This window comes from Gemmobacter lutimaris (assembly GCF_003570715.1).
GTDB lineage: Bacteria > Pseudomonadota > Alphaproteobacteria > Rhodobacterales > Rhodobacteraceae > Gemmobacter > Gemmobacter lutimaris.
The window spans coordinates 532,209-550,947 of the sequence record NZ_QXXQ01000001.1 but is presented as its reverse complement, the minus strand read 5'-3'; the positions used below and the strand labels follow the sequence as shown (position 1 = coordinate 550,947).

Sequence of the window (18,739 nt, the reverse complement as noted above, 5' to 3'; positions counted from 1 at the left end):
CAAAGCCTGTCGTCAAGCAATCTAGCCGGAGAGGCCCAGCGCGCGTGCCCGCCGCATCACCCAGAGGATCGAAAGGACCGAGGCAACGGAGGATGCGAGGATCAGCAATACAAGCGGCAGCTCGGTCGATCCTGGCTGCAGCAAGATCCCGGCCAGCGCTGCCAGCGCCGCACCCCCGCCGATGATGAAGGCACCGCCCAGCCCCGAGGCCGTGCCTGCAAGCTCGGGCCGGACCGAGAGGATGCCGGCATTGGCGTTCGGCAGGCAGATTCCGTTACCCAGCCCCATGAACAGTGTCAGGCCGAAGAAGATGAAGGCGGTCGTCAATCCCATCAGCGACAGCGCCGCAAGAACGGCGGTTGACAGCGTGGTGATCACCGTGCCCAGCAAGACCATGCGGTTCATGCCGACACGCACCGAATAGCGTCCGGCAAAAAAATTGCCTCCTGCATATCCGAGTGCTGTAAGGGCGAACAGGATGCCGATGCGGGACGAGGAGAGGCCGAAAACTTCGGTCCCGACAAAGGGGGCGCCGCCGAGATAGGCGAAGAAACAGCCCGAGGCGAAGGCTGCCGACAGGCAGTAACCCCAAAACCGTTGCGAGCGCAGCAGGCGCGGATATTGTTGCGCCTGTTCGGCAAAGCTCATCCCCGACGGGGTGGATGTCTCGCCCAGATCGCGCCAGCACAGCACCGTGACGGCGATACCCGCTACCAGCAGCAGCCCGAAATTGGCGTGCCAGCCGAAATATTCGTCCAGAACCCCGCCTATGACCGGGCCGATCATCGGAACAAGGCTCATCCCCATGGTGACATAGCCGATCATTGATGCCGCCTCGGCATCGCTGACCATATCGCGCACAATCGCGCGTGAAAGCACCATGCCGGCCGCGACCACCGCCTGCGCCATGCGGAAGATCAGGAATGTCGTGGCATCCGGGGCAAGCAGCGTGCCGACCGTGGCCAGAAGAAACAGGACCAGCGCCGCCAGAACGACGCGGCGACGGCCGTAGCGGTCGGAAATCGGGCCGATGGCGATTTGCAGCACGGCCGACAGCGCCAGATACAGCGCCACGGACAATTGCATCAGCGCGTAAGAGGTGCCGAACCACTCCGCCATACCCGGAAGCGAAGGCAGGAAAATGTTCATGGTCAGCGCCGAGACCCCGGCAAGCAGGGTCAGCGTGACGATCTTCGGCGGTGTCGTCGGATCGAGAAAGCGTGAGGGCGGTAGTTGCATATGCAAGGGCTACGCGCGCGGGACGGCGCTGTCCATCGCAAGAATGCACAGGCCGCTGTGCGACGGGCCTGTTACCAGCGGTGGAAGATGAAGAAGGCCCCGCCTGCGATCAGGGAAAATCCTACGAAGTGGTTCCAGCTCAAGGGTTCCTTCAGGAACAGGGTCGAGAAGATGCCGAAGATGACCAGCGTGACCACCTCTTGAATCGTCTTCAGCTCTGCCGCGGAAAAGTGGCCGTATCCAATGCGGTTGGCAGGCACCATCAGCATGTATTCAAAGAGCGCGATTCCCCATGAGACAAGGATGACCGTTGGCATTGCCGCATCCTTGAACTTCAGATGGCCATACCATGCGAAGGTCATGAAGACATTCGAGGCGACAAGCAGGCCGATGGTCACAAGCGGGACGGGCAGGGCGGGCATGGGCGGGCTCCGAAAAGGGGATGGCCGGTCATACGCGATTTGGTCTCGGGCGGGAAGATGATGCGAGTTTGCAATTTGCAGTTCTATGCTTGCCAATATTTTGCAAATTTTCGCAATTTCGTTTCACGCAACTGTCACGCAAGCTTATGTTGCAGCCGATTCCCGGGGAGAGGACCGCCATGAAAGACATCCTGCAAGAGCTTGAAACCCGCCGTGATGCTGCGCGTGCCGGGGGTGGGGCCCGCCGGGTCGAGGCGCAGCATGCCAAGGGCAAGCTGACCGCGCGCGAACGGATCGAACTTCTGCTGGACGAAGGCTCGTTCGAGGAATTCGACATGTTTGTCCGTCACCGCTGCACCGATTTCGGTATGGAAGCCGACCGTCCCGCAGGGGATGGCGTGGTCACCGGCTGGGGCACGGTCAACGGTCGTCAGGTCTATGTGTTTTCGCAGGATTTCACGGTCTTCGGCGGCTCGCTTTCGGAAACCCATGCGCAAAAGATCTGCAAGATCATGGATATGGCGGTGCAGAATGGCGCCCCGGTGATCGGGCTGAACGATTCGGGCGGGGCCCGCATTCAGGAAGGCGTGGCCTCTCTGGCCGGTTATGCAGAAGTATTCCAGCGCAATATCATGGCCTCGGGCGTAGTGCCGCAGATCAGCGTCATCATGGGTCCTTGCGCCGGCGGCGCGGTCTACAGCCCTGCGATGACCGACTTCATCTTCATGGTGAAAGACACCTCCTACATGTTCGTGACCGGCCCGGATGTGGTGAAAACGGTGACCAACGAGGTGGTGACCGCCGAGGAACTGGGTGGTGCCTCGACCCATGCCAAGAAATCCGGTGTGGTTGATGGCGCGTTTGAAAACGATGTCGAGGCGCTGGCCGAAGTGCGGCGTCTGGTCGATTTCCTGCCGCTCAACAACCGCGAAAAGGCGCCGGTGCGCCCGTTCTTCGATGATCCGTCGCGGGTGGAAAACAGCCTTGATACGCTGATCCCCGACAATCCGAACCAGCCCTACGACATGAAAGAGCTGATCCAGAAAATCGCGGATGAAGGCGATTTCTACGAGATTCAAAAGGATTACGCGGCAAATATCATCACCGGCTTTGTCCGTATCGAGGGGCAGACTGTGGGTGTGGTTGCCAATCAGCCGATGGTTCTGGCAGGCTGTCTGGACATCGACTCCAGCCGCAAGGCGGCGCGTTTCGTGCGCTTCTGCGATGCGTTCGAGATCCCGATCCTGACGCTGGTGGATGTGCCCGGCTTCCTGCCGGGCACCGGCCAGGAATATGGCGGCGTCATCAAGCATGGCGCGAAGCTGCTGTTCGCCTATGGCGAGGCGACGGTGCCGAAGGTCACGGTGATCACGCGCAAGGCCTATGGCGGGGCCTATGATGTGATGGCCTCGAAACACCTGCGCGGCGATTTCAACTATGCCTGGCCCACGGCGGAAATCGCGGTGATGGGCGCCAAGGGCGCGACCGAGATTCTCTATCGCAGCGAGCTGGGCGACAAGGACAAGATCGCGGCGCGGACCAAGGATTACGAGGATCGTTTCGCCAATCCCTTCGTCGCGGCCGAGCGTGGTTTCATCGACGAGGTGATCATGCCGCATTCGACACGCCGGCGTGTGGCGCGGGCCTTTGCCTCTCTGCGCGGCAAGAAACTGGCAAACCCGTGGAAGAAGCACGATAACATCCCCCTGTAACCACAAGTAAGGGGGTGTCATGCAGCGTGAGATCGACATAGAGGCAGAGGCACAGCGACCGGAAGTCCGGGCGCTGGATCTGTCTGCTTTCGGGCAGCAGGATCTTGTCAATCTGATCCTGCAACGTTCCGAGGTGCTGTTTGACTGGCCCCGCAGTGGCCGGGTGATCAAGGCTTGGAATGCCGGTGACGAGGGGCCGATCACCGAGGCGGCTGATACGCTGGGGGCAGAGATCGCCTATCGCGCGGCGGGGGTGATATTTGCAGAATACAGTTTGCTTGCGCCGGTTTTGCAAAAACTCGCGCCGAAGCGCTTTGCCGACATCGGCTGCGGCTATGCGCTGTTCGATCTGTTTCTGGCGCGGGACACCGGCTGCGACCTGCTGCTGATTGATCTGGAAAGCAATGAACGCCGTCAGTTTGGCTTTGCGAAAGAGGGCGCGGCCTATTCCAGCCTTGCCACGGCCCGCGCGGTGCTGGAAGCGAACGGTATCGACGGCGGCCGGATTGCCTTGCTGAACCCGCGCGAAACGGCGCCGGAAGATGCCGGGCCCGTCGATTGTGCCGCCTCTTTCCTGTCCTGCGGGTTCCACTATCCGCTGGACCCCTATTTGCCGTTTCTGGACAAGGCCCTGGCCCCCGGCGGTGCGGCGTTGTTTGATCTGCGCACCGGGCGCGCCGAGGTGCAGCGCGCTCAGCTTGCCGCATTTGGTGAGGTGGAAACCCTTGCGGAAACGCAGAAATACCATCGCGTCCTGTTGCGGAAGGGGAAGGCGGAATGACGTTGCCTGACAGCCGCACGCCGGGATTGCAGGTATCGCCCGCCGTGGTTCTGGTGGGCGATGCCAGCCCTATCGCCGTGCCCTCGGGGCAGCCGGTGACGCTGCTTGATGTGATCTGGAACGAGATGGGCCCCGATGGGCTGACCCTGCGATTCCGCTTTCTGGCGCCGCAGATCGCGCGCGCGGGGGGCAGTGTGGATGTCGATACTGCCACCACCGACATGCAGGCGCTGTGCGAGAGTTTTGCACTGCCCCGCATTTCTGATTTCGGGCCGGTGCCGCAGCAGGTCATCATCTCGCTTTCCGACATGAATGTGCCCTTCGGCGAAACCGCGCCGGAGGCGACGCAGTTCTTCGAAGCCTTCACGATCCGTGACGGGGCCTGCATCTGGGAGATGTATTGATGTATATACAACATCTTGCGATGCGTTCTTCATTCGTTGCCCGGAATGATGTAGCCCGGTCACAGCAGCCCGCTTTCGCGGCGCGCGGATGTCTTGCGCCTTCTGAACAGGCTATGATTGCGGGGAAACGCGAAGCTGCGTTTCCAACCCCGTACCGGGGGGCCGCTGCGGAATCCTCCCAGATGGTCGCCCCGCAAGAATGGAGAAGAGGATGTCGAGCACTGTCCGTATCGTTTTTGCCCTGTGCACTGTCGCCTTCGTCGCGGCCTGCGCTGGCAAGCAGGAAGAAGTCGTCTATGTGGACGAGCCCCAGCTTACGACTGAGCCGGTCTATACCGGGAAATACAAGTAAGACCCCGGCGCGGGGCGGGCAGCGGCCCGCCCCCTTCCGCGCCCCCGGTCTGGGAGGCGCAACATGCTGAAACATCGTGGTTTTCCCGGTCGCATGACCGGAACGGACTTTCAGTTCACCATCCGCCGCGCCAATATGAAGGAAGGCGCGACCAAGATCATCCGGCGCGAGCGGTTCAAGGACCGCAAGAACCTTGACCGGGCGGCGGACAGCGCCTTCATGGCGGCCCTCTGGGGCTATTTCGGCGAGGAACCCTTTGAACGCGGCAATCTGGACGCCGGGCGGCTGAGCTGGCTGTTCGGGCGCGAGGTCGTCGCGGCGGAAGATCCGTTCGATCCGGCTTCTTACGAGGCGCTTTTGCGGATCGACGTGCAGCGCGCGCAGGCCTCCTTCCCCGAGATCTTTGCCGAAGATGCGCCCGCCTTCGACCCCGATGACTGGGACGAAGAGGACGACTGAGCATGTTTCCGCGCAACCCCATGGTTTTCCGGCAAATCTCCGCGCAACCTGCGGCGGCGTCCGCATTTGCCTTTGCCTCGCGCCATGGGCTGCCGCATCTTCGGTCCGTCGGCGTGGCCATCCCCTGCCATGCCGGTAACCGGGCGTCTTGCCAGGATTGCGACCCTTCCCTATCTCGGCCGTCCGTCCCCAAGCGGGACGGACGGTCTTTTTATGTCGCCGGACATCGGCAAGGCCTTGCCGGTGGTGCCTTTCCCCCTGCATTTCCCTGCTGGTGGCGGCATGCCGTTGCGCTAGACTTGAGCCATAACAAGAGGGCTCAAGGAGGCCGAGCAACATGCGTATCACTTCCCTTCTCGCCAGCGGCGCGCTGGTTCTGGCCGTTGCAGGCTGCGTGCAATCGCAGCCGTCGAATGGCTATTACGGTCAGCCGTCCAACCCGCTGCAAACCCAGGGTGGCCGCGCCGTCGCCGGCGCCGTTCTTGGTGCAGCCGTTGCCGATGCGACCGACGAGAACATGGTCGCCGGGGCCGCGCTTGGCGCGCTGGCCGGGGGTGCGTCCTGCGGCCTTGCCGGGTTGCCGCCCTGCTATTGATCTGACCGCCGCTTTCGCGGCGTCTGAACCTGTCACCATGGGCCAGTCGGGGTATCCCCCGGCTGGCCCTTCGTTTTTGGGCTGTCGCGCACGCTGGCCCGCGTGCCGTTGAGGGAAGGAAGCCGAATGTTCAAGAAGATCCTGATCGCCAACCGGGGCGAGATCGCCTGCCGCGTGATCAAGACCGCCAAGCTGATGGGTATCAAGACGGTTGCCGTCTATTCGGATGCCGACCGCAACGCACTGCATGTGAAGATGGCTGACGAAGCCGTGCATATCGGCCCGCCTCCCGCCAATCAGTCTTATATCGTGATCGACAAGATCATGGATGCCATTCGCCAGACCGGCGCCGAGGCAGTGCATCCGGGCTATGGCTTTCTGTCGGAAAACATGAATTTCGCCGCCGCGCTGGAAAAGGAAGGCGTGGTCTTCGTCGGCCCCCCCAGCCCGGCGATCGAGGCGATGGGCGACAAGATCACCTCGAAGAAGATCGCCATGGAAGCGGGGGTAAATACTGTTCCCGGTTACATGGGCCTGATCGCCGATGCCGACGAGGCGGTGAAGATCTCCGCCCAGATCGGCTATCCGGTCATGATCAAGGCCAGCGCCGGGGGCGGAGGCAAGGGCATGCGCATCGCGTGGAATGATCAGGAGGCGCGCGAGGGCTTTGAATCCTCGAAGAACGAGGCCGCCAACAGCTTTGGCGATGACCGTATCTTCATCGAGAAATTCGTGACCCAGCCGCGCCACATCGAAATTCAGGTGCTGGCCGACAAGCATGGCAATGCGGTGTACCTGCACGAGCGCGAATGCTCGATCCAGCGGCGGAACCAGAAGGTGATCGAGGAGGCGCCGTCGCCTTTCCTGGACGAGGCGACGCGCAAGGCCATGGGCGAACAGGCGGTCGCGCTGGCGAAGGCCGTGGGCTATACCAGCGCGGGCACCGTCGAGTTCATCGTGGATGGCAGCCGCAATTTCTATTTCCTCGAAATGAACACCCGTTTGCAGGTGGAACATCCGGTGACGGAGCTGATCACCGGGGTCGATCTGGTGGAGCAGATGATCCGCGTGGCGAATGGCGAGCCGCTGCCGTTCAAGCAGGAAGACCTGAAGATCAACGGCTGGGCGATGGAAAGCCGCCTCTATGCCGAAGATCCCTATCGCAACTTCCTGCCCTCCATCGGGCGGTTGACCCGTTACCGTCCGCCGGTCGAGGGCGAAACCGCGCGCGGTGGCATCGTGCGCAATGATACCGGCGTCTTTGAAGGCGGCGAGATCAGCATGTATTACGACCCGATGATCGCCAAGCTCTGTTCCTGGGGGCCGACGCGCGAGGCCGCCATCGAGGAAATGCGGCTGGCGCTGGACACGTTCGAGGTGGAAGGCATCGGCCATAACCTGCCGTTCTGCTCGGCTGTGATGGATCACCCGCGCTTCACCAGCGGCAATATCACCACCGCTTTCATCGCCGAGGAATATCCCGAAGGTTTCAACGGGGTGACGCTGGATGAGGCCATGCTGCGCCGTGTCGTGGCGGCGACGGCGGCGATGAACCGCGTGGCCGAGATCCGCCGGACCAAGATTTCCGGCACGATGGACAACCATGAACGCCGCGTCGGTGACGATTGGGTGGTCAGCCTGCAAGGCACGGCTTTCCCGGTGCAGATCGCGGCGGACAAGGCTGGTTCGACCGTGACTTTCGAGGACGGCCATGCCATGCGCGTCGAAAGCGACTGGACGCCGGGGCAGCCGCTGGCCCGACTGACGGTCGATGGCGAGCCGCTGGTGCTGAAGGTCGGCAAGATCCCGCTCGGCTTCCGCATCCGGGTGCGTGGCGCCGATCTCAAGGTCAATGTCCGCAGCCCGCGCCAGCACGATCTGGCGCTGCTGATGCCGGAAAAACTGCCGCCGGATACCTCGAAATTCCTGCTGTGCCCGATGCCGGGTCTGGTGGTGAAGATCAGCGTCGAGGAAGGGCAGGAAGTTCAGGAAGGGCAGGCGCTCGCCACGGTCGAGGCGATGAAGATGGAAAACATCCTCAAGGCTGAACGCCGGGGCGTGGTGAAGAAGATCAACGCCGCCGCCGGGGCCAGCCTCAAGGTCGATGATGTGATCATGGAGTTCGAATAAGGTGGCGCGCGGCGTCACGGCATACCGGCTTCGGGCTGGAATTGAGTTCCCATTTTGTTCTACAATGGGGCGTCAACTCCTGTCCGGGTCGTCCTGCCATGACGCTGCGCGTTTCCACCCTGTTCTTCGACATGAACAGCTTCTACGCCTCGGTCGCGCAGGCCGAGGAACCGGCGCTGATGGGGCGCCCGGTGGGCGTGCTGACGACGGATGCACCGGGCGCGGCCTGTATCGCGGCCAGCATCGACGCCAAGCGCCGGGGCGTCGGCATGGGCACACGGCAGGACGAGGCGCGCAGGCTTTGCCCCGGCATCGTCTTTCGCCCGGTGAAGCACGATGTCTGCGTGCGCTATCATCATGCCATCCTGCAAGCCGTGGAAACTGTGCTGCCGATCCATCGGGTCTGGTCGATCGACGAATGCTCGTGCCTTCTGACCGGCTCGCAGCAGGAATTGTCGCGGGCCATGCAGATCGGGCGCGACCTGCAACAGGCGGTGCTGGACCGGGTCAGCCCGGCCTTGCGCTGCTCTGTCGGGCTGGCGCCGACGCGGTTGTTGGCAAAAATCGCGGCCGGGCTGGAAAAGCCGGGCGGACTGCACTGGCTGTTGCCGCATGTGCTGCCCGACCGGCTGGCGCATCTGGCGCTGGACGATCTGCCTGGCGTGTCATGGCGGATGAAGGCGCGGCTGGAGGCGGCGGGGGTCGCGGATGTGCCCACGCTTTACCATCTGGACCCCAAGCGCGCACGCGCGATCTGGGGCAATGTGGCGGGCGAACGGTTCCTGCGCGAATTGCGCGGCGAAACCGTGGTCTGGCCGGAAACCCATCGCGGCATGATCGGTCACGGTCAGGTGCTGACCGCGGGCAACAAGACGCCCGAGGGCGCGCGACTGGTGGCGCGGCGCCTGCTGGTGAAGGCTGCGGCGCGGCTGCGGCGCGAGGGTTTCCATGCCCGCAGCCTGCACCTCAGCGTCAAATGTGCCTCGGCGGGCTATATCGGCCATGGCGGCGACATCCGCGCCACACAGGATACTTTCTTTCTGCTGGAGGTGCTGGGTCGCTACTGGACGGCGCTGCCACCACACCGGCCGCTGTCGGTTTCGGTCACGCTGGGCGGGCTGGTGCCGGATGCCGGGGTTTCGGCGGATCTGTTCGCCCCGGCGCAGGACCGGCGCGCGCTTTGCGCGGTGGTGGATCGTCTGAACCAGCGCTTCGGGCAGGATACCGTGCGCTATGGCCAGCTACCGCCGCATCATGTGCCCTATACCGGCGCCAAGATCGCCTTCGGGCGCATCCCAACTGCCGAGGATTTTCTGGAATAGGCGCTGGTCCTGACCGGCAGCCATTTTGCATCGGTGCGTTCGCGCGCGCCGCAACTCCCTGTGCCGGTGCCCATCCGGCAGAAGCCAAGGACGAGAGCCATGACTGACCCGATCGAAACCTGGCGCAAGGTCGCCGAGAAGGAACTCAAGGGCAAAAGCCCGGACAGCCTGAACTGGCAGACGCTGGAAGGTATTACCGTCAAGCCGCTGTATACGGCGGAAGATACGGCCAGCCTGCCGCATATGGGCACGCTGCCCGGCATCGGCCCTTTCACGCGCGGCGTGCGGGCCACGATGTATGCCGGGCGCCCCTGGACGATCCGGCAATATGCCGGATTCTCCACCGCCGAGGAATCGAATGCCTTCTACCGCAAGGCGCTGGCCGCCGGGCAGCAGGGTGTCTCGGTCGCCTTCGACCTCGCCACTCATCGCGGCTATGACAGCGATCACCCGCGCGTGGTGGGCGATGTGGGCAAGGCGGGCGTGGCTATCGACTCGGTCGAGGATATGAAAATCCTGTTCGATGGTATCCCGCTGGAAAAGATCAGCGTTTCCATGACGATGAACGGCGCGGTGATCCCGATCCTCGCCAATTTCATCGTGACGGGCGAAGAACAGGGCGTCGACCGCAGCCTGCTGTCGGGCACGATCCAGAACGACATCCTGAAAGAGTTCATGGTGCGGAACACCTATGTCTACCCGCCCGAACCCTCGATGCGGATCATCGCCGACATCATTGAATATACCTCGAAAGAGATGCCGAAGTTCAACTCCATCTCGATCTCCGGCTATCACATGCAGGAGGCTGGCGCGAACCTCGTGCAGGAACTGGCCTATACCTTGGCCGACGGGCGCGAATATGTGCGTGCGGCGCTGGCACGCGGCATGAATGTCGATGATTTCGCCGGGCGACTGTCGTTCTTCTTTGCCATCGGCATGAATTTCTTCATGGAGGCGGCGAAGCTGCGCGCCGCGCGTCTGCTGTGGCACCGCATCATGACGGAATTCGAGCCGAAGAAATCGGGCAGCCTGATGCTGCGCACCCATTGCCAGACCTCGGGCGTGTCCTTGCAGGAGCAGGACCCCTACAACAACGTCATCCGCACCGCATACGAGGCGATGGCGGCGGCGCTGGGGGGGACGCAGTCGCTCCATACCAATGCGCTGGACGAGGCGATTGCCCTGCCGACCGAATTTTCTGCCCGGATCGCGCGGAATACCCAGCTGATCCTGCAGGAGGAAACCGGCATCACCCATGTCGTCGATCCACTGGCGGGATCTTACTATGTCGAAAGTCTGACGGCGGAACTGGCCGAGAAGGCCTGGGCGCTGATCGAGGAAGTCGAGGCGATGGGTGGCATGACCAAGGCCGTGGCCTCGGGCATGCCGAAGCTGCGCATCGAGGAATCGGCGGCGCGGCGGCAGGCGATGATCGACCGCGGCGAAGAGGTGATCGTCGGCGTCAACAAATACCGCAAGGACAAGGAAGAGCCGATCGACATCCTCGACATCGACAATATCGCGGTGCGCGAGGCGCAGATCGCACGGCTGAAAGCCACCCGCGCTGCGCGGGACGAGGCGAAGGCGCAGGCCGCGCTGGCCGAGCTTGGCCGCCGCGCCGCCGAGGGCGGCAATCTTCTGGAAGCTGCGGTCGAGGCCGCCCGCGCCCGTGCATCGGTAGGGGAGATCAGCGACGCTATGGAAAAAGTGTTCGGCCGCCACCGCGCGGAAGTGAAGACCCTCGCCGGGGTTTACGGCGCCGCCTATGAGGGCGACGACGGCTTTGCCCAGATCCAGAAGGATGTTGACGCCTTCGCCGAGGCCGAGGGGCGCCGCCCGCGCATGCTGGTGGTGAAGATGGGGCAGGACGGTCACGACCGGGGCGCCAAGGTCATCGCCACCGCCTTTGCCGACATCGGCTTCGACGTCGATGTGGGCCCGCTGTTCCAGACCCCGGAAGAGGCGGCGCAGGATGCCGTGGACAATGACGTGCATATCGTCGGCATCTCGAGCCAGGCGGCGGGGCACAAGACGCTGGCACCGAAGCTGGTCGAGGCGCTGAAGGCCAAGGGGGCAGGCGACATCATCGTGATCTGCGGTGGCGTCATTCCGCAGCAGGACTATGATTTCCTGTACAAGAGCGGCGTGAAGGCGATCTTTGGCCCTGGCACCAACATCCCCAACGCGGCGCGCGATATCCTGAAGCTGATCGGCGAAGCGCGCAGCTGATACGAGAGGAGGGGGGCTGTCTGCCCCCCTCTTGGCCTTGCGGCCAATTCACCCCCCGAGGATATTTGGGCCAAGATAAAGGCTCAGAGTTCGATTTCCGGGCCTTCGGGCAAGATCGGGGGCTTGGGCAGGTCAGGTTTGCGGCGGATGAGGATGTCGCCGTTCGGCAGCTTTTCCGGCATTTCGTAATTGCGGAAATCGCCCACCAGCTCGACCAGCTTCTGCAATTCGGGTTGCAGGTCGCGCAGGCTGTCCTGCATCTGGTTCAGTTCGGGTCCGATCTCGTTCATCAGGCCGCGCAGAAACAGTTCGGCCCCGCGCTTCATCAGGCCGGGGTCGGTTTCTTCCGTCTCCTGCGCCTGGGCGGGGCCAAGCGCGAGGACGAGGAAAAGGGGGGCGAGCCAACGGGTCATGCCCTGAATATAGGGCAGTCCGGCCAAGGCTCAAAGAGGCAGGTCAAGCGTGACCGGAAAATGATCGGATGCGGTCAGCAGTGCGTCGCGCAATTCCGGCACCGCCCAGCATTTCGGATCGTTCAGCGGATGCCAGATCCGCCAGTGGGGCTGGCGTGCGGCGAGGCCGGGCGAGACCATGATGAAATCCAGCAGTGCCTCGAAATAGCGTTCGTGTTCGGTGCTGTAGAATCGTGCCGTCGTAGGGTGCAGCCGGCTTTCCACCGCCATCTGGGCATGCAGGTCGCGCAATTGCCGGTCGCGCGGGCAGCCGACGCCCATCACCACCTCGACGCCGGAAGTGCCGAACAGCTTTTCGTATTCGTCAAGGCCGGGGCCATCGTTGAAATCGCCCAGCACGATCAGATCGTCATGGCGATCCAGATGTTCCTCGACCCTTTCGCGCAGCCAGACGCATTCGGCCAGTTGTTTGCGGCGGTTTTCAATGGCGATGCGGCGGGCCTCGTCCAGATGGCGGGCGCCATGCGGGGCCTTGGATTTCACATGCACACCGATCAGCCGCAGCTTCTGGCGACTGATCGTGACGGCAAGCTCCAGCGGTGGTTTCGAGGGGCGGATCGGCTCGGCCACGCCATCGCCATCCAGATCGCGGCGGAAGGTGCCGTCAAAAGTCGGGTCGCCTTGCGGATCATGGCGCGCGGTCAGGCGGTCGGGATCGTAGAGGAAGCTGATTTCCTGTTCCGTCTCGGATTTGAAGCCGGTGACGGCGCGTCGGGCGCGCAGCCCGTAAAGCGCCGCGAAGCGTTCCAGCGCGCGGGTGGAACTGCGGTGGCCGTTGGTATCGGGCGCCTCGATCACCATGACGCCATCGGCATCCAGCGCGGTGAACACGATCCCCAGCGCGGCCAACTGGTCGCCGCGCGTCACGCCATAGCGGTGCGCGGGTTCGGTATCCTCCAGCGGGCGGCCGGAATCGTCGAACAGCGCGTTGAACCATTCGACATTGTAGGTCGCCAGGCGGAAGGGACGGCGCGGATGGCTCATGCCGCCTCGCGCGCCGCGATTTCCTCCCATGCGGCATTGACGGCGATCAGGCGGCGTTCGGCCATTTTCACGGCCTCTTCCGGCACGCCACGGGCGATCAGCCGGTCGGGGTGGCTGTCGCGCACGGCGGTCTTCCAGGCACTGCGCGCCTCGTCCAGCGTGGCATTGGCGGGCAGGCCCAGCACGTCATAGGGATCGCGTGGCGCCTCGGGCACATAGCGGGCGCGGATGGCGCGGAAACAGGCCTCGCCCAGCCCGAAGATGCGGGCGACATCGGCAAGAAATTCATCTTCGCGCGGGTGATAATGGCCATCGGCGACCGAGATGTGGAACAACCCCTCCATCAGGTCGATCAGCACCTTGCGATCACCCTCGAACATGGCGGCGATCTTGCGGGCGTAGATGTCATACCCGGCGACATCCTGCCGGGCGAGGTTGAACACCCGCGCGGCATGTGGCTCTTCCCCCGGGGGGACGTGAAAAACCTGACGGAAGGCCGCGACTTCGTTGCGCGTCACCTCGCCATCGGCCTTCGCCATCTTGGCGCCAAGCGCGATCACCGCGATGGTGAAGGCCACCGTGCGTTCGGGGCAGGCTTCGGGCGGGTGGCGCAGGCGGTCGAAGACTGTGCCAAGGCCCTCGCCCTGCGCCAATGCGGCTATTGCCTCGTATATCCGGGTCCAGATCGACATGGCAGCAGGATAGCGGTGAAAACCCAAGCTGTCAGGTCAAGATTTTTTGCATGAGCCACAGATCCCAGTAGCGGCCGAATTTCCAGCCTGCCTCGGGCACAGTGCCAACAAGGCGATAGCCGAGTGCCGCATGGAAATCGCGCCCCGCCGGATTGCCGCTGGAAACGCCCGCCACCATGATGTGATGCCCGGCGGCGCGGGCGTGATCCTCTACCGCCTGCATCAGGGCGCGGCCAAGGCCAAGGCCGCGAGCGGTGTCAGACAGGATCACAGTATGTTCCATGCTGCGGGCATAACCGTTGCCGCCCCGGAACTGGCCGTAGGTGGCAAAGCCCACAGGTCGCCCCTCGGTGAGCGCGGTGAAAAAGCCGTGACCGGCGGCGATGCGGGTGGCGTGATACTCGCGCATCGCGGTCTCGGTCTTCTCCTCGGACGAGAAGGTGACCGCTGTGTCGCGGATCAGCGGGTTCCAGAAGGCGCGGATCGGCTCCAGATCGGCAGCGCAGGTCGGGCGGATCATTCCAGCACGCGCAGGCCAGAGGGAGTGTCGAAGCTGGCGCGCATTGCCGGTTCACCTTGCACGATGACCACGCGCGGATCGGCGATCAGCGGTGCCAATGCCGCACTCAGGGCGGCGGCCTCGGGGCTGGCGATTTCCAGACGGTGCAGGCGAAGCCCGCTGTCGGGCAGGCGTTGCACCGGATGCAGGTTGCCTTGCCATTCGATCAGCGCGGGAAAGGCATTGGCGAAGGGCAGGATGCCGGTTTCGGGCACCGCCATACGCCAGCGCAGGTCGCCGCGCGTCAGTGCGACGGGCGTGCCGGTGTCGGGCGGGCAGGCAGGCAGAGCTGCCTCCAGATCATCGGTGCGACAGATCCAGTTGGTCAGACGCGGGCGGCCCGCGAAACGATCAAGGTCGAACCAGCGCGGGAAGGTGGGTGCCGGTGCGGCGGGGGCGATGGCGATGACCTCGAAATACAGATCCCCCAGACCGAGCAGCCGGTTATGCGTCGCCATCAAAGGATGCTGGCCGCCACCGGCGAGCGACACCCCCAGCGCGGCCTCGACATGGGCCACGCCCGCTTCCAGCGTTTCAGCCGCAAGGGCGATGTGATCGAATGTCAGCATGTCTCAGGCCAGCGTGATCTTGGGTTTCGCTTTCATCGCCACGACCAGCGCGTTGAAGCGCGATTGCGCAACCTCGCCCATCAGGCCGACGCCGCGCTCTGTCAGCTTCAGTTCCAGCACTTTCTTGCGCGGCGCCCAATGCAGGCTGCCTGCCTCTTCCGGGTGGTCGGTCGAGAACATGGCGCCGAACCGCATGGCCTTGCCCAGAACCTCGGCCTCGGTGATTTCCTCGTCGGTCAGCAGGCGGAACAGCGGTTCCATCCGGCTGCCAGTGCGGCTGTTCTTGTAGCGGTGCAGCAGTGCGAGGCCCAGAAACACCCGGCCCGGATGATCCAGCCCGCCGAGGTTGGCGCGGGTCGCATTGTCGAAACAGGCTTCCGCCCGGTAATCGGGATGCGCGCGCCATGTGGTATCATGCAGCAGGCAGGCGGCCTTGATCAGGCGCTGCCGGTCTTCGCTGGCCTCGCGGAAGATCGGCAGGATGAAATTGTAAAGCTTTTTGCCGAAGCCGGGAATTCGGGCCTGCGTCGCTTCGGCGGCGCGGGCGGCCTCGATCAGCGGGTCGCGGGCGCGCAGACGTTCGGGCATCTGTTCATACAGCAATCCCTCGCGGATTCCGTAAGACGAAATGTCGATTTCCGAGGGCTTGAACACTGCCACCAGTTCGCGCAGCACCTCGCAGGCCAGCGGCAACAGTTCCATCCGTTCGGCACTGGTGCCGGTATGGGCACGCAACAGGTTGAGATCGGACGCCGCGATCCAGTCCAGCGTGTCGATGACCGAGGCGGGGGTCATGCGATATTCGTGCAGCACGGTCAGGGGATAGTTGCGGCGTTCCATATCCAGCCGTGCGATCACCCGCCATGATCCGCCGACCAGATAGATGCGTTCATTCTTGCTGTCCAACTCGCCCTGCATGCGGCGCAGGACTTTCACGATATGCTCGCGACGCTTCTTCGGCCCGCCCTCAACCTGTTGCAGGCGGAACGGGCCAAGGGGCGAGGTCATGCGTTTGCCCACCGCGCCATTGCCGATGCGGGCCAGTTCCATCGAGTTGCCGCCGATGTCGCAGACGATGCCTTTCGCATCGGGCCAGCCCAGCAGCACGCCCTGCGCCGACAGCCGCGCCTCCTCCGATCCGTCGATGACGTGGATATGCAGGCCGGTCTCGCGCTCCACCAACTCGCGGAAGGCGGGGCCATCTTCTGCTTCGCGCATGGCGGCGGTGGCCACCACTGTCAGGGGGGCGATCTTCATGCCCTCTGCCAGCAGGGCGAAGCGCTTCAGCGCGGCCAGCGCGCGTTTCGCGCCTTCGGGGTTCAGCTTGCCGGTTTCAGCAAGCGCCTTTCCCAGACCGGCCATGACCTTTTCGTTGTAGAAATAGGCGGGGCTGCGCGCGGCACCATCGAACACCACCATGCGGACCGAGTTGGAGCCCACATCCACCACGCCGACACGGCTGAGCGCGCGGGCGGAAGGATCGTGGAACAGCGGGCGGTCGAACAGGCGGCCATCCTCGGCCATGTCCGGGGTCTTGGCGTCTGCGGCCATGGGCATCCTTCCTCCGTCTGCCGCCAGACCTTGCCGCCAAGGCGGCGGTCAGGTCAAGGCTTGCCGCGCCTCTCAGGCGGGCGTTTCGTCGCGGGGCCGGGCCAGCCGGGGCACATCCTTGGCCCCGGCAGTGCCCCGACCGGACAGAGACGGGTTTTCCATGAAGAATTTGTGACAACTGAACAGGTTATCATCGGCCGTTGTCAGTTGCCGGCTGTAATGGCCGTCGCCATGCAGCACCCAGCTTTGCGCCTCGTCCGCCAGATTGGCGGCCATGATCTGCCCCATGATCTGATTTTTCACCGTGGGGTTCGTGGTCTCGACCAGCGTTTCAACCCGGCGATTGAGGTTGCGGCCCATCCAGTCGGCCGAGGACAGGAAGACCCGTGCCTGTTTCGAGGGCAGGCTGCCGCCATTGCCGAAACAGACGATGCGGCTGTGTTCAAGAAACCGCCCCACCACCGATTTGACGCGGATGTTTTCCGACAGGCCCTTCACGCCGGGGCGCAACCCGCAGATGCCACGCACCACAAGGCTGATCCGCACCCCGGCCTGACTTGCGGCATAAAGCGCGTCGATCACCTCGGGTTCGATCAGGCTGTTGAGCTTGATCCAGATTTCAGCCGGACGGCCCGCGCGGGCATGATCCGCCTCGGCGCGGATCATCTCCAGCAGGCGGGGTTTCAGAGTCATCGGCGCGATGGCGATGTTTTCCAGCCCCTGCGGCTGCACATAGCCCGACAGGTAATTGAACACTTTCGTCGCATCGCGCCCCAGCGCCGCATCGCAGGTGAAGAACGACAGGTCGGTGTAGATACGCGCGGTGATGGGGTGATAATTTCCGGTGCCGTAATGGGTATAGGTCACCAGATTTTCACCCTCGCGCCGCACGACGGTGCTGATTTTCGCGTGGGTTTTCAGATGCATGAAGCCGTAAACCACATGCGCGCCCGCGCGTTCCAGACGGCGCGACTGCCGGATGTTTGCTGCCTCGTCGAACCGGGCTTTCAGCTCGACCAGCGCGGTGACCGATTTCCCGGCCTCCGCCGCCTCGCACAGCGCCGATACGATCGGGCTGTCCCAACTGGTGCGGTAAAGCGTCTGCTTGATCGCCAGGACATTGGGATCGCGCGCCGCCTGTTCCAGAAAACGGATCACCATGTCGAAGGTTTCGTAAGGGTGATGCAGCAGCATGTCCTTCTGCCGGATCGCCGCGAACATGTCGCCCTCGTGATCCTGCACCCGCTCCGGCACGCGCGGCGTGAAAGAGGGCCACAGCAGATCGGGGCGGGAGGACAGCACCAGTTCCTTCAGATCGGCGACGCCCAGCAGGCCGCGCACCTCCACCACCTCGTCGGGGATGACGTGGAGTTCGTCCATGATCAGCGATTTCAGTTCCGGGGGGGCACCGGCGCTGATCTTCATGCGGATCACCTCGCCCCGGCGGCGGCGCTTCAGCGCGGTCTCGAAGCTGCGCACCAGATCCTCTGCCTCGTCCTCCACCTCCAGATCACTGTCGCGCAGCACGCGGAAGGCGCAATGGCCGCGGTCGACATAGCCGGGGAACAGCATGTCGAGGTGCAAGAGCAGCAGTTCCTCCAGCGGCAGGAAGCGGCTTTCGCCCTCGCGCCCCGGCAAGGAGACGAAGCGCGCCACCTGTTGCGGGATCGGCAGCAGCGCCTGCAACGCCCGCCGGTCGGTCGCGCGTTCCAGTTGCAGCGCAAGGCAGAAGCCGGTGTTCGGAATGAAAGGGAAGGGGTGCGCCGGGTCGATGGCGAGCGGCGACAGCACCGGAAACACCTTGTGGAGGAAATGATCTTCCAGCAGCTTGTGATCGCGCGATGTCAGCTTGGACCGGGTCAGGATTTCTATTCCCGCCGCCTCCATCTCGCGCTTCAGCTTCTTGTAGGTGATCTGCTGCATCTTCATCAGACGCCGCGCATCGTCATTGATCAACCGAAGCTGTTCGGTCGGGGTGCGGCCATCTTCCGACAGGGTGGGGGTGTTGTTACGCACCATAGCGCGCAGCCCCGCCACACGGACGGTGTAGAATTCGTCAAGATTGGTGGCCGAGATCGACAGGAAGCGCAGCCGTTCCAGCAACGGCACCAGCGGATTTGCCGCCTCCTCCAGCACGCGCCAGTTGAACGCCAGCCAACTGAGCTCGCGGTTGAAGAACCGGCGCGGGCCGCTGGTTTCGGCGTCGGAAAGTTCGACCGGGGCGACGAACGGGGCTTTGAGGAAATCTGCCTGTGTCATCTTTTTG

Annotated in this window: 18 protein-coding genes; 9 read left to right on the top strand and 9 right to left on the bottom strand. The window is 63.6% G+C overall.

Annotated features, from left to right (window positions below; translation table 11 throughout):
* Positions 1-21: 21 nt before the first annotated feature.
* Together D2N39_RS02565 and D2N39_RS02560 are read right to left on the bottom strand one after the other, a co-directional pair.
* Positions 22-1,239 carry a multidrug effflux MFS transporter gene (locus D2N39_RS02565; protein ID WP_119133204.1) on the bottom strand — a complete coding sequence of 406 codons (1,218 nt, stop codon included), beginning with the start codon at positions 1,237-1,239 and terminating at the stop codon, positions 22-24.
* A gap of 71 nt (positions 1,240-1,310) precedes the next feature.
* On the bottom strand, positions 1,311-1,661 hold the full coding sequence (locus D2N39_RS02560) for a DMT family protein (protein WP_119133203.1): 351 nt from the start codon (positions 1,659-1,661) through the stop codon (positions 1,311-1,313).
* A 179-nt stretch (positions 1,662-1,840) separates the two neighbouring features.
* Between D2N39_RS02560 and D2N39_RS02555 the strand changes: the two genes are divergently transcribed.
* The 9 genes from D2N39_RS02555 (at position 1,841) to scpA (ending at position 11,645) form a co-directional block, all read left to right on the top strand.
* Positions 1,841-3,373, top strand: a complete 1,533-nt coding sequence (locus tag D2N39_RS02555; RefSeq protein ID WP_119133202.1) for an acyl-CoA carboxylase subunit beta — start codon at positions 1,841-1,843, stop codon at positions 3,371-3,373.
* Positions 3,374-3,392: 19 nt separating this feature from the next.
* Entirely contained in the window at positions 3,393-4,154 is a 762-nt protein-coding gene (locus D2N39_RS02550; RefSeq protein ID WP_199725181.1) for a class I SAM-dependent methyltransferase, read from the top strand.
* Positions 4,151-4,558: a DUF6497 family protein gene (locus tag D2N39_RS02545; protein WP_233557032.1), complete on the top strand. Its 408-nt coding sequence runs from the start codon at positions 4,151-4,153 to the stop codon at positions 4,556-4,558. The genes D2N39_RS02550 and D2N39_RS02545 overlap by 4 nt, the downstream gene beginning before the upstream one ends.
* A 211-nt stretch (positions 4,559-4,769) precedes the next feature.
* The gene (locus D2N39_RS02540) at positions 4,770-4,910 is read left to right on the top strand and encodes a hypothetical protein (RefSeq protein ID WP_119133350.1); all 141 of its coding nucleotides are present in this window, start codon (positions 4,770-4,772) and stop codon (positions 4,908-4,910) included.
* Between the two features lie 63 nt (positions 4,911-4,973).
* Entirely contained in the window at positions 4,974-5,369 is a 396-nt protein-coding gene (locus tag D2N39_RS02535; RefSeq protein WP_119133201.1) for a hypothetical protein, read from the top strand.
* A 337-nt stretch (positions 5,370-5,706) separates the two neighbouring features.
* Positions 5,707-5,964 (top strand): hypothetical protein, encoded by a 258-nt coding sequence (locus D2N39_RS02530; protein ID WP_119133200.1) that lies wholly within the window; start codon positions 5,707-5,709, stop codon positions 5,962-5,964.
* Positions 5,965-6,090: 126 nt separating this feature from the next.
* A complete protein-coding gene (locus D2N39_RS02525) occupies positions 6,091-8,094 on the top strand; it encodes an acetyl-CoA carboxylase biotin carboxylase subunit (protein ID WP_119133199.1) in 2,004 nt (667 codons plus the stop codon).
* 98 nt (positions 8,095-8,192) lie between these two features.
* The gene (locus tag D2N39_RS02520) at positions 8,193-9,416 is read left to right on the top strand and encodes a Y-family DNA polymerase (protein WP_119133198.1); all 1,224 of its coding nucleotides are present in this window, start codon (positions 8,193-8,195) and stop codon (positions 9,414-9,416) included.
* A 99-nt stretch (positions 9,417-9,515) separates the two neighbouring features.
* Positions 9,516-11,645 (top strand): methylmalonyl-CoA mutase, encoded by a 2,130-nt coding sequence (gene scpA / locus D2N39_RS02515; protein ID WP_119133197.1) that lies wholly within the window; start codon positions 9,516-9,518, stop codon positions 11,643-11,645.
* Positions 11,646-11,728: 83 nt separating this feature from the next.
* Here the strand turns inward: scpA and D2N39_RS02510 are convergent, their stop codons facing one another.
* From D2N39_RS02510 to D2N39_RS02480, 7 genes are all read right to left on the bottom strand, one after another.
* The gene (locus tag D2N39_RS02510) at positions 11,729-12,058 is read right to left on the bottom strand and encodes an AAA+ family ATPase (protein ID WP_119133196.1); all 330 of its coding nucleotides are present in this window, start codon (positions 12,056-12,058) and stop codon (positions 11,729-11,731) included.
* A gap of 30 nt (positions 12,059-12,088) precedes the next feature.
* Positions 12,089-13,102 (bottom strand): endonuclease/exonuclease/phosphatase family protein, encoded by a 1,014-nt coding sequence (locus D2N39_RS02505; RefSeq protein WP_119133195.1) that lies wholly within the window; start codon positions 13,100-13,102, stop codon positions 12,089-12,091.
* Positions 13,099-13,794 (bottom strand): molecular chaperone DjiA, encoded by a 696-nt coding sequence (locus D2N39_RS02500; RefSeq protein WP_119133349.1) that lies wholly within the window; start codon positions 13,792-13,794, stop codon positions 13,099-13,101. Before D2N39_RS02500 ends, D2N39_RS02505 begins: the two co-directional genes overlap by 4 nt.
* A gap of 31 nt (positions 13,795-13,825) precedes the next feature.
* The gene (locus D2N39_RS02495) at positions 13,826-14,314 is read right to left on the bottom strand and encodes a GNAT family N-acetyltransferase (protein ID WP_119133194.1); all 489 of its coding nucleotides are present in this window, start codon (positions 14,312-14,314) and stop codon (positions 13,826-13,828) included.
* The gene (locus D2N39_RS02490; RefSeq protein WP_119133193.1) at positions 14,311-14,922 is read right to left on the bottom strand and encodes a VOC family protein; all 612 of its coding nucleotides are present in this window, start codon (positions 14,920-14,922) and stop codon (positions 14,311-14,313) included. The genes D2N39_RS02495 and D2N39_RS02490 overlap by 4 nt, the downstream gene beginning before the upstream one ends.
* Before the next feature lie 3 nt (positions 14,923-14,925).
* Positions 14,926-16,473: a Ppx/GppA family phosphatase gene (locus D2N39_RS02485; protein ID WP_233557031.1), complete on the bottom strand. Its 1,548-nt coding sequence runs from the start codon at positions 16,471-16,473 to the stop codon at positions 14,926-14,928.
* Between the two features lie 72 nt (positions 16,474-16,545).
* Positions 16,546-18,732, bottom strand: coding sequence for an RNA degradosome polyphosphate kinase (locus D2N39_RS02480; RefSeq protein WP_119133192.1), 2,187 nt, complete (start codon positions 18,730-18,732; stop codon positions 16,546-16,548).
* Positions 18,733-18,739 lie beyond the last annotated feature (7 nt).

Coding starts and splice junctions, on each gene's coding strand:
- D2N39_RS02565 (WP_119133204.1), bottom strand. CDS start 1,239: ATGCAACTACCGCCCTCACGCTTTCTCGATCCGACGACACCGCCGAAG.
- D2N39_RS02560 (WP_119133203.1), bottom strand. CDS start 1,661: ATGCCCGCCCTGCCCGTCCCGCTTGTGACCATCGGCCTGCTTGTCGCC.
- D2N39_RS02555 (WP_119133202.1), top strand. CDS start 1,841: ATGAAAGACATCCTGCAAGAGCTTGAAACCCGCCGTGATGCTGCGCGT.
- D2N39_RS02550 (WP_199725181.1), top strand. CDS start 3,393: ATGCAGCGTGAGATCGACATAGAGGCAGAGGCACAGCGACCGGAAGTC.
- D2N39_RS02545 (WP_233557032.1), top strand. CDS start 4,151: ATGACGTTGCCTGACAGCCGCACGCCGGGATTGCAGGTATCGCCCGCC.
- D2N39_RS02540 (WP_119133350.1), top strand. CDS start 4,770: ATGTCGAGCACTGTCCGTATCGTTTTTGCCCTGTGCACTGTCGCCTTC.
- D2N39_RS02535 (WP_119133201.1), top strand. CDS start 4,974: ATGCTGAAACATCGTGGTTTTCCCGGTCGCATGACCGGAACGGACTTT.
- D2N39_RS02530 (WP_119133200.1), top strand. CDS start 5,707: ATGCGTATCACTTCCCTTCTCGCCAGCGGCGCGCTGGTTCTGGCCGTT.
- D2N39_RS02525 (WP_119133199.1), top strand. CDS start 6,091: ATGTTCAAGAAGATCCTGATCGCCAACCGGGGCGAGATCGCCTGCCGC.
- D2N39_RS02520 (WP_119133198.1), top strand. CDS start 8,193: ATGACGCTGCGCGTTTCCACCCTGTTCTTCGACATGAACAGCTTCTAC.
- scpA (WP_119133197.1), top strand. CDS start 9,516: ATGACTGACCCGATCGAAACCTGGCGCAAGGTCGCCGAGAAGGAACTC.
- D2N39_RS02510 (WP_119133196.1), bottom strand. CDS start 12,058: ATGACCCGTTGGCTCGCCCCCCTTTTCCTCGTCCTCGCGCTTGGCCCC.
- D2N39_RS02505 (WP_119133195.1), bottom strand. CDS start 13,102: ATGAGCCATCCGCGCCGTCCCTTCCGCCTGGCGACCTACAATGTCGAA.
- D2N39_RS02500 (WP_119133349.1), bottom strand. CDS start 13,794: ATGTCGATCTGGACCCGGATATACGAGGCAATAGCCGCATTGGCGCAG.
- D2N39_RS02495 (WP_119133194.1), bottom strand. CDS start 14,314: ATGATCCGCCCGACCTGCGCTGCCGATCTGGAGCCGATCCGCGCCTTC.
- D2N39_RS02490 (WP_119133193.1), bottom strand. CDS start 14,922: ATGCTGACATTCGATCACATCGCCCTTGCGGCTGAAACGCTGGAAGCG.
- D2N39_RS02485 (WP_233557031.1), bottom strand. CDS start 16,473: ATGGCCGCAGACGCCAAGACCCCGGACATGGCCGAGGATGGCCGCCTG.
- D2N39_RS02480 (WP_119133192.1), bottom strand. CDS start 18,732: ATGACACAGGCAGATTTCCTCAAAGCCCCGTTCGTCGCCCCGGTCGAA.